16 protein-coding genes and 1 pseudogene are annotated in these 12,942 nt (G+C 58.9%); 7 read left to right on the top strand and 10 right to left on the bottom strand.

The window, feature by feature from the left end; translation table 11 throughout:
- A pseudogene (locus tag ACCD00_RS28060) lies at positions 1-171 on the bottom strand (DUF533 domain-containing protein); the annotation flags it as partial.
- A 259-nt stretch (positions 172-430) separates the two neighbouring features.
- Between ACCD00_RS28060 and pcsA the strand changes: the two are divergent.
- Positions 431-1,153: a phosphatidylcholine synthase gene (gene pcsA, locus ACCD00_RS28055; protein WP_413428501.1), complete on the top strand. Its 723-nt coding sequence runs from the start codon at positions 431-433 to the stop codon at positions 1,151-1,153.
- A gap of 2 nt (positions 1,154-1,155) precedes the next feature.
- Entirely contained in the window at positions 1,156-1,542 is a 387-nt protein-coding gene (locus ACCD00_RS28050; RefSeq protein WP_413428500.1) for a DUF488 domain-containing protein, read from the top strand.
- A 360-nt stretch (positions 1,543-1,902) separates the two neighbouring features.
- Here ACCD00_RS28050 and ACCD00_RS28045 read toward each other — a convergent pair whose 3' ends face one another.
- From ACCD00_RS28045 to ACCD00_RS28030, 4 genes are all read right to left on the bottom strand, one after another.
- On the bottom strand, positions 1,903-2,181 hold the full coding sequence (locus tag ACCD00_RS28045) for a hypothetical protein (RefSeq protein WP_413428499.1): 279 nt from the start codon (positions 2,179-2,181) through the stop codon (positions 1,903-1,905).
- A 276-nt stretch (positions 2,182-2,457) separates the two neighbouring features.
- The gene (locus ACCD00_RS28040; RefSeq protein WP_413428498.1) at positions 2,458-2,832 is read right to left on the bottom strand and encodes a hypothetical protein; all 375 of its coding nucleotides are present in this window, start codon (positions 2,830-2,832) and stop codon (positions 2,458-2,460) included.
- Positions 2,833-2,869: 37 nt separating this feature from the next.
- Complete coding sequence (locus tag ACCD00_RS28035) at positions 2,870-3,982, bottom strand: polymorphic toxin type 44 domain-containing protein (protein WP_413428497.1); 1,113 nt, start codon at positions 3,980-3,982, stop codon at positions 2,870-2,872.
- On the bottom strand, positions 3,982-4,476 hold the full coding sequence (locus ACCD00_RS28030; protein ID WP_413428496.1) for a hypothetical protein: 495 nt from the start codon (positions 4,474-4,476) through the stop codon (positions 3,982-3,984). The genes ACCD00_RS28035 and ACCD00_RS28030 overlap by 1 nt, the downstream gene beginning before the upstream one ends.
- Positions 4,477-5,062: 586 nt before the next feature.
- Between ACCD00_RS28030 and ACCD00_RS28025 the strand changes: the two genes are divergently transcribed.
- Entirely contained in the window at positions 5,063-5,425 is a 363-nt protein-coding gene (locus ACCD00_RS28025) for a DUF6124 family protein (protein WP_413428495.1), read from the top strand.
- Between the two features lie 192 nt (positions 5,426-5,617).
- On the opposite strand, the gene ACCD00_RS28020 is transcribed toward ACCD00_RS28025, so the two are convergent.
- Complete coding sequence (locus tag ACCD00_RS28020) at positions 5,618-6,430, bottom strand: class I SAM-dependent methyltransferase (RefSeq protein ID WP_413428494.1); 813 nt, start codon at positions 6,428-6,430, stop codon at positions 5,618-5,620.
- A 44-nt stretch (positions 6,431-6,474) separates the two neighbouring features.
- Positions 6,475-6,744 carry a DUF4242 domain-containing protein gene (locus tag ACCD00_RS28015; RefSeq protein ID WP_218484132.1) on the bottom strand — a complete coding sequence of 90 codons (270 nt, stop codon included), beginning with the start codon at positions 6,742-6,744 and terminating at the stop codon, positions 6,475-6,477.
- 180 nt (positions 6,745-6,924) lie between these two features.
- On the opposite strand from ACCD00_RS28015, the gene ACCD00_RS28010 reads away from it, so the two are divergent.
- Entirely contained in the window at positions 6,925-7,902 is a 978-nt protein-coding gene (locus ACCD00_RS28010) for an AraC family transcriptional regulator (protein ID WP_413428493.1), read from the top strand.
- Between the two features lie 76 nt (positions 7,903-7,978).
- The gene (locus ACCD00_RS28005) at positions 7,979-8,440 is read left to right on the top strand and encodes a GNAT family N-acetyltransferase (RefSeq protein ID WP_413428492.1); all 462 of its coding nucleotides are present in this window, start codon (positions 7,979-7,981) and stop codon (positions 8,438-8,440) included.
- Positions 8,441-8,457: 17 nt separating this feature from the next.
- Here ACCD00_RS28005 and ACCD00_RS28000 read toward each other — a convergent pair whose 3' ends face one another.
- The 3 genes from ACCD00_RS28000 to ACCD00_RS27990 form a co-directional block, all read right to left on the bottom strand.
- On the bottom strand, positions 8,458-9,675 hold the full coding sequence (locus tag ACCD00_RS28000; protein WP_413428491.1) for a cytochrome c biogenesis protein DipZ: 1,218 nt from the start codon (positions 9,673-9,675) through the stop codon (positions 8,458-8,460).
- 147 nt (positions 9,676-9,822) lie between these two features.
- Entirely contained in the window at positions 9,823-10,077 is a 255-nt protein-coding gene (locus ACCD00_RS27995; RefSeq protein ID WP_413428490.1) for a hypothetical protein, read from the bottom strand.
- 48 nt (positions 10,078-10,125) lie between these two features.
- The gene (locus tag ACCD00_RS27990; RefSeq protein WP_008050460.1) at positions 10,126-10,389 is read right to left on the bottom strand and encodes a DUF2790 domain-containing protein; all 264 of its coding nucleotides are present in this window, start codon (positions 10,387-10,389) and stop codon (positions 10,126-10,128) included.
- 306 nt (positions 10,390-10,695) lie between these two features.
- Here ACCD00_RS27990 and ACCD00_RS27985 point away from each other — a divergent pair, with 306 nt between their 5' ends.
- Positions 10,696-11,436 carry a response regulator gene (locus ACCD00_RS27985; RefSeq protein ID WP_008023822.1) on the top strand — a complete coding sequence of 247 codons (741 nt, stop codon included), beginning with the start codon at positions 10,696-10,698 and terminating at the stop codon, positions 11,434-11,436.
- On the top strand, positions 11,433-12,749 hold the full coding sequence (locus tag ACCD00_RS27980; protein WP_413428489.1) for an ATP-binding protein: 1,317 nt from the start codon (positions 11,433-11,435) through the stop codon (positions 12,747-12,749). The genes ACCD00_RS27985 and ACCD00_RS27980 overlap by 4 nt, the downstream gene beginning before the upstream one ends.
- The last annotated feature ends 193 nt before the right edge of the window (positions 12,750-12,942 follow it).

Genomic DNA, 12,942 nt, shown 5'->3' with positions numbered 1-12,942 from the left:
GCCCAACCCTGCGCCACCGCCGCCAGCACCCGCGCCTGCGCCACCGCCCAACAACCCGCCGAGCAATCCACCGAGGTCGCCGAGCCCACCTTGGGCCGAGGTGCCGCCTTGTTGCGCCATCGAACCCTGGCCGGCGCGCAATAATTGTTCGAGCAGATCGCTGGTGTTCATGACGCTTGTCCTCTTGGCAAGGGGTTTATCCAGTCAGGCAACGATAGACCTCGCAGGCGAATGTACCAGCACCGTTGGGCCGACATGCCCGTGCTACCGCGGATTTGTCCGGGGTGTTTTTTTGCCGTGCAGCTAAGATTCATAGGTGGTGAACCTTATTCCCCAATACCCGGTCGATACCTGCAACCCGACCCGCTTTGCCAGCGCCCCCGTTCGCGGGGTGACAACCGGCTTGCTTCATTCACTGGAGAACGCCCCCGTGATCTCAACCCTGCACATCGCCAGACTCAAAGCATGGGGCGCCCATGGTTTCACTGCCACTGGCGTGGTCACCGCTTTCCTCGCCACCCTGTCGCTGCTGGACAACCAACCGACCCATTGCCTGCTGTGGCTGGGCGTCGCCCTGATCGTCGACGGACTGGACGGTGCGCTGGCGCGCAAGGTCAACGTGCAGACGGTGTTGCCGAGCTTCGATGGCTCGATCCTCGACCTGGTGATCGATTACCTGACGTATGTGTTTATCCCGGCACTGTTCATCTATCGTTACATCCCGTTGCCGGACTACACCTTGCTGCTGAGCGTGTCGGTGATTCTGGTGTCGTCGCTGTTCTGCTTCTGCAACGTCAACATGAAGAGCAAGGACAACTACTTCCAGGGCTTCCCCGCCGCCTGGAACGTGGTTGCCCTGTGCCTGTACATCATTGCCCCGTCGCCGTGGATCACCTTCATTACGGTCATTGGCCTGGCCCTGCTGACCGTGACCCGGATGAAATTCCTGCACCCGTTTCGGGTGCGCCGGTTCATGCCGATCAACATTGCGGTGACGGCGATCTGGCTGCTGTGCAGTCTGTCGCTGGTGCTCAACCATCCAGTGATCAACCCGTTGGTGATGGGGCTGTGGCTGCTGATGTCGGCGTATTTCCTGGGCATCTGCTTCTGGCGCACCGCGCTGGAGTGGTTCGACGAATCGCGGCTCAAGTAGCCATGCCGGTCCATATCGTTCAACTCGGATCACCCCGTCGCCCCGACGAAGGATTGCGCCTGGGCACGGTACGCCGCCCTCCCCGGGGCGTTCCGAAAGCCGAATTCGCCCGTCGGGATTTTTATGATGTCTGGCAACCGCTGCTGTCGCCCAGTACGGAGTTGGTGGCCGAGGCCAAGGCTGCGCAGGATGCCAAGGCCTGGGAGGTGTTCAGACGCAAGTTCAAGGCCGAGATGAACCAGCCCGCTGCCAGTCAGATGCTCGACCTGCTGGCCGCGCTGTCCCATCAGACTTCACTGGCCGTGGGCTGTTATTGCGAGGATGAAGCGCATTGTCACCGGTCGGTGTTGCGCGAGTTGCTGGTGGCACGTGGTGCCGAAGTGATTTAGATGCCATTGACCACCACACACCCCCTGTGGGAGCGGGCTTGCTCGCGAAAGCGGTGGAACAGCCCCAAACAAAAACGGCACCTTTCCGTGTCGTTTTTGCGTTTGGTGCTTCAATGACAACCTGAAAATTTGTCCATCGAGTTATCTGAGTTTGAGTAGCAAGTATGTAATGGCCATCCAAATCAGGGTAGCGATCGTCATCACCACGTTGATCATCAGAAGACGCTTCAGCTGAGGTGGGAAGTTTTCGAGATCGACAGGGTCCACATCACAGAGATGTAAATGCCTGTAGTTACGAACTTCATGTTGATATCGACCGCAATACTAAATGTGCAGTTGTTTTTCTGCCCGTTGAGTATTTCATGGGCGCGCCCAATCCGTGATGCATTGTTTTAGGCGATCCGAAACCGTGCCGCTGCCTTCACGGTGATCAATATCACCGTTGGCATCAAGGTAAATGTGCGTATTGGGCCACTTCGGGTTTATGTTGACGCAGTGAGGACGCACGTTTTTGCTCCACCAGGAAATCTCCATGAAGAAGTTCTCATCTGGAGACAAGAAGCCATGATCTTGCGTACTGCTGCCGGGCGGCATGCCACCTTTGTATATCCGATGTTGCACATTCCAGATGAAGCGCAATTCGTCTGCGCCATTCCTGGAGTAATGAACGGTTGCGCCGGGCAGCACAACAATTTACCAAAGGGCAACAAGCAGAAGCACCAGCAACGGCAGCCATATCGGTAATAACAGAATCAACAACCACCGCATGTAACGCCAACCAGATTTATGTGCAGACGTGGACACGGACTCCATCTCCTCAGTTTTCTTGCCTGCGACTAATTGTGGGAGCGAGCCTGCTCGCGAAGGCGATGGACTCGCAAAAAAGAAAACAGCACCTTTCGGTGCCGTTCGCGATTATGGTTTCACCAAATCCCATTGACACTCTTTCAACCTATCTACATCAATACCATTCCCTTTCTGCATATCAATGTTGCCGTCGGCGTCGAGGAAAATATGCATGTTGGGCCACTTCGGCGTGATGCTGATGCAGTGCCAACGCTCGTTCTCGACAGCCCAAGAAAATTCCATGAAGAATTCGGTATCAGGAAAGAGATATCCGTGGTCACTGGTGGAACCTCCGGGAGACATCCGTCCCCTGTATATCCGGTCTTGGACGTTCCATGTGTACCGCAATCCCCGCTCGGCATCCTTGGAATAATTGACGGTTGCGCTGGGTAGAACATAAATATTCCATAGGGCCATCAACTGCAGTACCAGCAACGGAAACAATGGAATCCATAGCCATCCTATGTACCGAAATCGTGGTTTATTTACAGACGTGGACACTGACTCCATCTCCCCAATTCTCTGGAGCTACCGCCAACACTTTATTCATGATCATCTGCGCTGTTATCCCGCCATTAGGGTGCTGATTGGCGAGCTTTATACCGATACTTATCGACACTCTATCAGCTACATCATCCCATGATCGCAATTGAGTCCAAGGGCTGGCGGTGGGACGAGGACCAGGGAGTTCTCTATCCTTTTTGGGGGTTGTTCGTAACTCTTCGACCTTGCGCAAGGTATCTGATGCAATTTGTTCGGCCCCTGCGCCGTCTAGCAGCAAGCTTTCGGAAAGCCCCCCTATGATTCCGACATAACCGTAGTGGATGTTCGACCAAATATCGTAGTAGTAGAGGTACTTCCCTTGCTTGTGCCGGACTCCGGGGAATAGTTCACGAAGCTTCGGCTTGTGATCCCACTCCATATTTTGACCCACTTGTTTAGTCCAGATCGCCATCGCCTCAAGCTTCTTAGCCAACGCGATAGCGTTGAAATTCGGTGGCCCAGCCAGTCTGGCATACCACGGTAATTCCAGAAATTTCCTGGCAGCCGCGCTACTGTCGTAGCTGATCAGCTCTTTCATTTGCAACACAGCCGGATGTTGGATGTTTCGATTCATCTCTCCAGCGATGTAGGCGGCAAGCTCTTCCATTTGATCTGGATGGTCACAACCTCCGGCTGCACCGAGGTCGCCGAGTGGTGAGGGGGCTTTCCCTGCAAGATTCGGATCAGCCGGATTGAATTTTGTCGTCTCAGCTCTATCGGAATGAATTGCTGGCTGAACAGCGGCCCTTGTAGCACTCCGCACGGGGCTTGGCTCATTTTTATAGCTGGCCGTAAACACCGAGGGAATCAGTTGGGCCTTGCAGGGACAATTACTGCGACTATCAAGCGTCCCCGCCATAGCTCTACCATGGCTGGTCTTGTGCGAAATGCCCCCCACAATCCGATAAGTCTTGCTGTCCTTGCCACAGGTGACCCGATCACCTTCGCACGCATGGGCGACGCCAAACATCATGACCCGAGTGTCACCATCCAGCACTTTGCCGCCGCAGGTGGTCTTGTCATGCAGGCCGATGAAATATCCTTTCTCCATTAGTTCTGTACTCCCTCTATGGAGGGCAGAAAATCCTCTCCCATGGGCACGCCTTCACGCGCCACGTACATGCAAATGCCTTGGGATGTATTGATGATCTCGTCGCCATTGCACAGACGACTACCGACCAGCGCCAGATGGCTATTCTCTTCGCCTGCTGTGGTTACGATCTGCGCCGTCCTGCCATCGGCATACACGACGAAATCGCCTTTCTGCGCTCCACGTACTTTTTGACCGCTGTCCAATATGAACTCAAGGGGCGACGTCGCTTGCTGGATCACCCCGCCGTTACGGGTCTGACTGCCCTCGGATGCGACTCGGTAAATAGCGCGAGGTGGATGTGTTTCAACGTAAGCACGCTGCCGATCAATGATCGCCCGGGCCTCCTCGTCAAATTGCGCAAGTTGCTCCTCGGTGAAAGGCGAGTTGTCCAGACTGCGGAGAATTTCAGGAGAGACTTCGTTGGTATGCAAGGTGTACAGGGGGGCATTCATTTACAACGTCCTTATTGGCATCGATTGGTGTTGCCTTCCCTCTCGTCTCGGCAGAAGCGCTGAGCAGTGAGAATCTTGGGCGACGACGAATAAGACGGTGGAACATATGCTGAACGCAATCCAATGGCGTAGCCAAATGAACGAATAGGAAGTTTCTCAAAAGCAAACAACCAATTTCCTACAGCGGTAGTTAAAAAAGTTAATTTTTCGCGCAGTGGAAGCCCACTCAAAGAAAATTAAACGTACCCGTTTAATTGCTTGGGAAATTACTTCCTGAAAGCTACACCACCTTGCGCCGTTGCCTACCGGTGCGACAGAATCCGCCGGCTTGTGCGTCGTGGGCTTGGGTTCTATCGTTTGCCGGTCATTGAAAAATCAGTGATCGGGCTTGGTAGGCCCGAAGCATCGACGCATAGCGTCACCTTTACTGCCCAGTGTCTGGGCGGTGTTTTTATGGTGACCATGCGCAGGGCTCCTTCGGGGGCGCCGGTTCCGATGCCCGGTCTACCAACCTTCGTATGGTCGCCACCCTTCGTTTGGTAGCGGGGCGGTGATGGCTCCTTTTAATAGCGTCGGAGTTCCATCTATGTTCAAGGTCACACCCAATCCGCCGAAGACCGATCCACCATCCCCGTACGAAAACGCCGATTCAAAAAAACCTCACGTAGACGCCGAACAGACCCTCGACTATCACCTGAAGCCAGACGTCCCCATCATGGACAATCCGCGCTCAGTCGGCACGATGTTCTTCGTCAACCCAGAGCTCGATACAGAAACCCTGCTGGCCCATGCATGCGAATCGCTGGCTTCGGCCAATGTCATGACCATGGACTTGGCGGATCATATGGAAGGCCCCAGGCGCAACTCCCTACTCGGCATTGCGCAAGTCATCATGCTGGGCGAGCTGGCGGTGAACCGCGCGCTGGACCAACTTGACCCACCTGAATAACCGCCGCTGCCTTTGACCGACTCGCTTGACCTGATTTTCTGATCTCCGTTTACAGGAACAGGCGAAAAAAAACGGCACCTTCGGGCGCCGTTTTTGCATTTGGGTTTAACATCAAAAGATCGCAGACTTGGGTTATCAGGGATGACCTCTTCGCGAGCAAGCTCGCTCCTACAAGGGGTTATGCATGGCCACTCAACGCCGCGTAATCACCACCTCCAGGTATTCACTCGGCACCACCAGCGACTTGTCACCCGCCCGGTTCATCCGGTTGATCAGCTCGGTCAGGTCCTTCTCCAGGGCCTTGGCGCCGTCGGCGGGCAGCGCGGCGAAGGCCTTGTGCATCGGCCCGTACCAGTCGCGGAAGGTGTCGATGAAATGCACCGCCGAGCGATAGCGGAAATTAAACGTGCGGCGCGTCACCTGGAGCAGAAATTCGCGCTCGTCAAAATGCTCGTGCAGCCAGGCTTCGGTGCCCCAGCGCGAGGGTGGATTCGCTCCCGGCGGGGGTGGCAGGTGTTGGCCCAGGGTCTTGAACATCTGGCCGACGAAGCCTTCCGGCGTCCAGTTGGCCAGACCGATCCGCCCACCCGGGCGACAGACTCGCGCCAGCTCCGCGGCGGCTTTGGGCTGGTCCGGCGTGAACATCACGCCGAAGGTCGACAGTACGGCGTCGTAACTCGCATCCGCAAAAGGCAAGGCTTCGGCATCGGCGACCTGGAAGGCGACGTTCAGGCGTTCTGCCCGGGCCCGCTCTTCGCCGCGTTCGAGCAAGGCAGCGACATAGTCGGTGGACGTCACCTGGCAGCCACGACGCGCCGCAGCGAGGGTCGCATTGCCGTTGCCGGCGGCAACGTCGAGCACGCGCTCATCGCACAACAGGTCGCAGGCTTCGGCCAGTTGCTCGCCGACAATTTGCAGGGTGGTGCCGATCACAGCGTAGTCGCCGCTGGCCCAGGAGGCCATCTGGCGGTTTTTCAAGGCAGTCAGATCAATGGGTGTACTCATGGAGACGGTCTCTGGGTTGAAACACGAATCGGGCCTGACCGCGGTTACTCCGCCGTCGTCGGATCGATGATGTTCATGACCTGGGAAATGCGGTTGGCGGGAAAACCACTGATTCTGGCGTGCTCCTGGATCTGCGCCTCGCTCGGCGAGATATACACGCAGTAGAGCTTGTCACCGGTGACATAACTCTGCAGCCACTGCACCTCCGGCAGCTCACGCAAAGCCTGGCAGGACTTTAGCGAAGCGGCTTTCAAATCCCTTTCCGACAGAGCTCCGGCGCCCTGGATCTCACGTTCAATCACGAACTTCGGCATGGCAACCTCTCTTTTCTTGTTGTGGGTGGCAGGGCCGGTACAGACCCTGTGAACCAACTATCGTCCTGACGGACGCTCGCGTCCTGTCCGATCGTCGCCCAAGCCTGCCCGATCGTCCGGAGATTCCACGTTGCTCGCCGAGGCGCTCACAATCAGAACTCCTTCTACGGGAAATCCCCAATGGACGCCCTGTCACAGACCCTGCGAGTCGTGCACCTGGTCGGCGCGATCTTCATCAACGCCCGGTTCACCGCGCCCTGGTGCTACCAGTCGCCCAGTGCCGACACGGCGGCGCCGTTTCTGGAGCCCGATGCGGAACGGGTGGTGATCTTTCACCTGATCACCGAGGGCGAGTGCTACGTCGAACTGGGCGATGACCCGCCGCTGCTGCTGAGCGCGGGCGACGTGGTGATCTTCCCCCAGGGCGATGCCCATCGCATGTGCTCCCGACCGGGATTGCCCCCGGCCACGGGTGCGCGACTGGATGCGGTGCTGGCGCGCCGGCCCCGGCAGTTGAGTTATGGCGGCGGTGGCGCGGTCACCCGCCTGGTGTGCGGCTACCTGGCGTGCGACACGCGGCTGGCGGGCATGTTGCTCAAGGGATTGCCGGCCGCGGTGCGGGTCAATGTGCGCGGTTCGAGTGCCGGTGTCTGGCTGGAGTCCTCCGTGCGTTATGCCCTCGCCGAAGCCCGTTCGCCCCGCCCCGGCGGCGAAGGGGTATTGGCCAAACTCGCCGAAGTGCTGTTCATCGAAGTGCTGCGCCTGTACATGAATGAACAAGGCGAAGGCCGCACCGGCTGGCTGGCCGGCGTACGTGACCGCATCGTCGGCGCCGCCCTCAACGCCTTGCACAAAAAACCCTGTCACGCCTGGACGCTGGACGAACTGGCGCGCACCGCCAGCACCTCAAGATCGGTATTGGCCGAACGCTTCCAGCAACTGGTGGGGATGTCACCGATGCAGTACCTGACGCAATGGCGCATGTTGCTCGCCGCCAATCTGTTACGCAGCAGCAACAGCTCATTGACGCGGATCGCCGAAGAAGTCGGCTACCAGACCGATACCGCCTTCAGCCGGGCTTTCCGTCGCGAGTTTGGAGCACCGCCGGCGGCATGGCGACGCGGTCAGGCGGCCTCGAATCAGTTGAACGGTCGCTGAGCCAGGGGAGGCGACAGCACCGTTCGGGCCCGCTACTCTCGCTACCCAGCGACTGACCTCTGAAAGGACTCACAACATGGCACTCCGCCTGGACTGGCTTGCTCGACATATGCAACACAGCAACACATTCGCTTCGTGGATCCACCAGCAGTTCCACTACGAATACGCCGCACAGCCCCTGCCCGACTGGCAACGGGAATTCGCCGAAGGCCAGGACAATGGCGACTGGAAATGCCTGATCGCCCTCGACCACGACGAGCTATTGGGCGGCGCAGCACTGGCCAGGGCCGACCTGGCCCATCGCCCGGATCTGGGGCCGTGGCTCGCTTGCGTATTCATCACCCCCGAGGCACGCGGCAAGGGCCTGGCAGAGCGCTTGATCGAAGGTATTTGCGCGCAAGCCAAAGCCGGCGGCGAGAAGAGGATCTACCTGCACACCCAAGACCAGAGCGCTTATTACGCCAAGCGCGGCTGGGTGTTGCTGGAGCATTTTCAGGCGTGGGAAAAAGATCAACGGCTCATGGCGCGAGACCTGTGAGCCATTGATCGAGCGGATTACGCCGCTGGCGCACTGGCCTTGGCCTCCTCGAGTAACTGCTGAATGATTTTTTCCTGAGTGTCGTAGCTGCCTTCACCAAAGTGGGTGTAACGCACCTGCCCCTTGGCGTCGATCAGGTAGTGCGCCGGCCAGTACTGGTTGTCGAAGTTGCGCCAGATTGCGTAGTTGTTGTCGATCGCCACCGGGTAGGTGATGCCGTACTCCTTCACCTTGGCCTTGACGTTGTCGATGATGCGTTCAAAGCCGTATTCAGGCGTGTGCACGCCGATCACCACCAGTCCGTCCTTTTCATACTTCTTCGCCCAGTCCTTCACGTACGGCAAGGTGTGCTTGCAGTTGATGCAGTCGAAGGTCCAGAAGTCCACCAGCACCACTTTGCCTTTCAGGGCTTCGTTGGTCAGTGCAGGCGAGTTGAGCCAGTCCACTGCGCCGGACAGCGACGGCATCGCGCCCTGGGCATTGTCCATGGAGCTGTCGGCCTTGACCTTGCTGACCAGGTAATCGACGACTTTCGGCACGGTTTCCAGCACGCCTTTCTCGACACGGCTGACACCTTCGGATGAGGTGTTGGCCAGCAACACGTCATTGGCCCCCGTTGCAATCACCGCCGCACCGGCCAGCACCGCAACCCCGGCGCCGCGGCGCAACCAGCCGGTGACCGGGATCGACGGTTTCAAGCGATTGACCAGGCCGCGACCGACAAAGATCAAGGTACCCAGGGACAGTGCACTGCCCGCGCCATAGGCCACCAACAACAGACTGGTGCCGGCGTTCGCGCCGTGCAGCATGGCGCTGGTCAGAATCACCCCGAGGATCGGCCCGGCGCAGGGCGCCCAGAGCAGCCCGGTGGCGACACCGATCATGATCGAAGCCAGCGGCCCGGACATCTTGCGCGAGTCCGGGTCGATGCGATTGCCCAGCAAAACGAAGGGACGGGCCAGCCAGTCACCAACCCGGGCGGAGATCAGCGACAGGGCAAACAGCACCATCACCGCCAGCGCTACATGGCGGCCGGTGTTGCTGGCCTGAATCACCCACTCACTGCTGACCACGGCCAGGCTGGAGACCAGGGCAAAGGTCAGGACCATGCCGCCGAGGGTGAGCAGGATCGAAGAGCGTGTGCGGTCGGCTCCGGCGAACAGGAAAGGCACGACTGGCAGGATGCACGGGCTGAGGACGGTCAATATGCCGCCCAGGAAAGCGATGAGTAACATGGGATCACCAGATACAGGTTAAAGGGCGACACAGAACCCATGTGGGAGCGGGCTTGCTCGCGAAGACGGTGTGTCAGTCGACATATGTATTGCCTGACACACCGCTTTCGCGAGCAAGCCCGCTCCCACAGTGGATTGAGGGTGTTCTCAAGCTGTTTGCTCATCCAGCAAATGCCCCTGAGGCGTGCGGCTGGTGCCGTTCTCGGCGAGCATCTGCCCTTGCGGCGTACGGCTGGAACCGTCTTGCGCCAGGAAGCCCTGGGTGCCCTTCTCTGCTACCGGCGTGAGCTGGAAGCAGGTGTTGCTGGCGCAGGCGCTTTGCTCGACAGCAGCGTTGGCGTGGGCTGCCGCACCGGCGACGGTAAAGGCGATGGCGGTCAGGTAGCGGGAAAAGTTGTTCATGATGTCCTTCCTGTTTCAAATGGATTAAGCGGTGGTTGATCGCAACACTCAGTTTTCCGAGTTGCAGTTGTCAGCGAATTTGCGGTAATCCAGCACCTGGGTTTTGGACTGAGCGTCGAGGTACGTCAGCCGCGCATTCACCACGCCGCAGGAAGGCGTAGCGTCTTCGGTCAGCGACACCACCTTCCTGATGTCAAGTTGGGTGCCGTAGGTGTAGGTTTTGGGGGCGACATCGGCTTCGGCACGGGCCGACAAGGTGCAGATGTTCAGTGCGGCAAACAGGCAGGCGGCGTAGATGGCTTTGGTGTTCATGGCGGACTCCTCAAGGTTTCAACAGGTCAACTGTTCGTTGGGCCGAGGCGCTCTGCTTTGCCTCGATGGAACCTATTAAAAGCCTGCGAGGTATCTCGTCTGTGTCGGGAATCGGCGAGAATCAATCGGTACGTATCAGAACGGTGCCTGGATACAAAGCAATACAAAACCGCCGGAAACCGGCTTTTTTGCCTTCGTGTGTATCCGCAGGCAAGCCGGATACACTGCAATACAAAGGGCGGCAGGCGACTCCGCCCTGGCTCGATAGACTGTGTGGCAATCCCCATTCATCAGAGGTTTGGCCCAATGGATCACGTTGATCACATCCTCATCGTTGACGATGACCGCGAAATCCGCGAGCTGGTAGGCAACTACCTGAAGAAGAACGGCCTGCGCACCACCGTCGTGGCGGATGGACGGCAGATGCGCGCTTTTCTGGAAACCACCCCGGTGGACCTGATCGTGCTGGACATCATGATGCCGGGGGACGATGGCCTGCTGCTGTGCCGCGAATTGCGCGCTGGCAAGCACAAGGCCACGCCGGTACTGATGCTCACCGCCCGCAATGATGAAACCGACCGCATCCTCGGCCTGGAAATGGGCGCCGACGACTACCTGGTCAAGCCGTTCGCTGCCCGCGAACTGCTGGCGCGGATCAACGCGGTGCTACGACGCACCCGCATGCTGCCGCCGAACCTGGTGGTGACCGAAGCCAGCCGGCTGCTGGCCTTCGGCCGCTGGCGCCTGGACACCTCGGCCCGTCACCTGCTCGATGCCGACGGCACCATGGTTGCCTTGAGCGGCGCCGAATATCGATTGCTGCGGGTGTTTCTCGATCATCCGCAACGGGTGCTCAACCGTGATCAATTGCTCAACCTGACCCAGGGACGCGATGCCGACCTGTTCGACCGCTCCATCGACCTGCTGGTCAGTCGTCTGCGCCAGCGCCTGCTGGACGACGCCCGCGAACCGGCCTACATCAAGACCGTGCGTAGCGAAGGCTATGTATTTTCCCTACCGGTGGAAATCCTGGGCGATCAATCATGACGCAGGCGTTGCATTGGCCGCGCACCCTGGCCTCACGGCTGTCGCTGATTTTCCTGATCGGCCTGATCCTCGCCCAGGCGTTGTCCTTCGGCGCGCAATATTACGAGCGCTACGAATCGTCGAAAAACACCATGCTCGGCAATCTGGAAACCGACGTTTCCACGTCCATTGCCATCCTCGACCGCTTGCCCGCCAATGAGCGAGCCGGATGGCTGCAACAACTGGAACGACGCAATTACCGTTACCTGCTCAATGAAGGTTCGCCGGGCACGCCCATACGCACCGACATGCCCGATGCGCCCATCGCCATCGCCTCGATCAAGGACGCCATCGGTCACGATTACCCGATGACCTTTACCGACATCCCCGGGCCGAACAAACATTTTCAAGTGCACTTGAACCTGGCCGATGGCAGCCCGCTGACCATCGACGTCCGCCCGGCGATGGTCCCGTTGTCGCCCTGGCTGCCCATCGTGTTGCTAGGACAACTGGCGCTGATGCTTGCCTGCTCCTGGCTGGCGGTGAGAATCGCCATCCGCCCCCTCACCCGCCTCGCCGATGCTGTCGAGAACCTGGACCCCAATGCCCATCCAGTGCTCCTGAACGAAAAAGGCCCGACTGAAGTCGCCCATGCCGCCAGAGCCTTCAACTCGATGCAGGCACGCATCGCGGCGTACTTGAAGGAACGCATGCAATTGCTGGCGGCGATTTCCCACGACCTGCAAACCCCGATCACCCGCATGAAACTGCGCGCCGAATTCATGGACGACTCCAGCGAAAAAGACAAACTGTGGAACGACCTGGGCGAGATGGAACACCTGGTACGCGAAGGCGTGGCCTACGCCCGCAGCATCCACGGCGCCACCGAAGAAAGCCGCCGCACCGACCTCGACTCGTTCCTCGACAGCCTGGTATTCGACTACCAGGACATGGGCAAGGACGTACAGCTCACAGGCAAGAGTGCCGCCGTGATCGACACCCGCCCCCACGCCTTGCGCCGGGTGCTGGTCAACCTGACGGACAATGCGCTGAAGTTTGCCGGTGCTGCCGAATTGCGGGTGGAAAAACAGGCCGATGGCAACCTGTCGATCAAAATCCTCGACCGCGGCCCGGGGATCGCCGAGGACGAACTGAAGCAAGTGATGGAACCCTTCTACCGCGTGGAAAACTCCCGCAACCGCAGCACCGGCGGCACCGGGTTGGGGTTGGCGATTGCCCAGCAACTGGCGATCGCGATTGGCGGGACGTTGACCTTGAGCAATCGTGAAGGGGGTGGGTTGTGTGCTGAGCTGAGATTGCCGGGCCAGGCGTAAGGAAATGGTTGGCTGGCAGGGCGTCTTCGCGAGCAAGCCTGCTTGCGATGGCTGTGTGTTGGGCGACGTGTTTTTTACGGGTGTACATATCCGTTGCTACGGTAAAGGCCGCTGGCGGTTCCGCCCTTACGGCGGGTTACTTGGAAGAGCGGAGCGCCGCCCGGCCCCAAGTAACCAAGGGCTCTTGCCCCTG

The organism is Pseudomonas sp. Pseusp3 (genome assembly GCF_047304225.1).
In the GTDB taxonomy this organism is placed as follows: Bacteria; Pseudomonadota; Gammaproteobacteria; order Pseudomonadales; family Pseudomonadaceae; genus Aquipseudomonas; species Aquipseudomonas fluorescens_CD.
The sequence above is the reverse complement of the archived record's forward strand: the minus strand, read 5'-3'. Positions and strand labels throughout refer to the sequence as shown.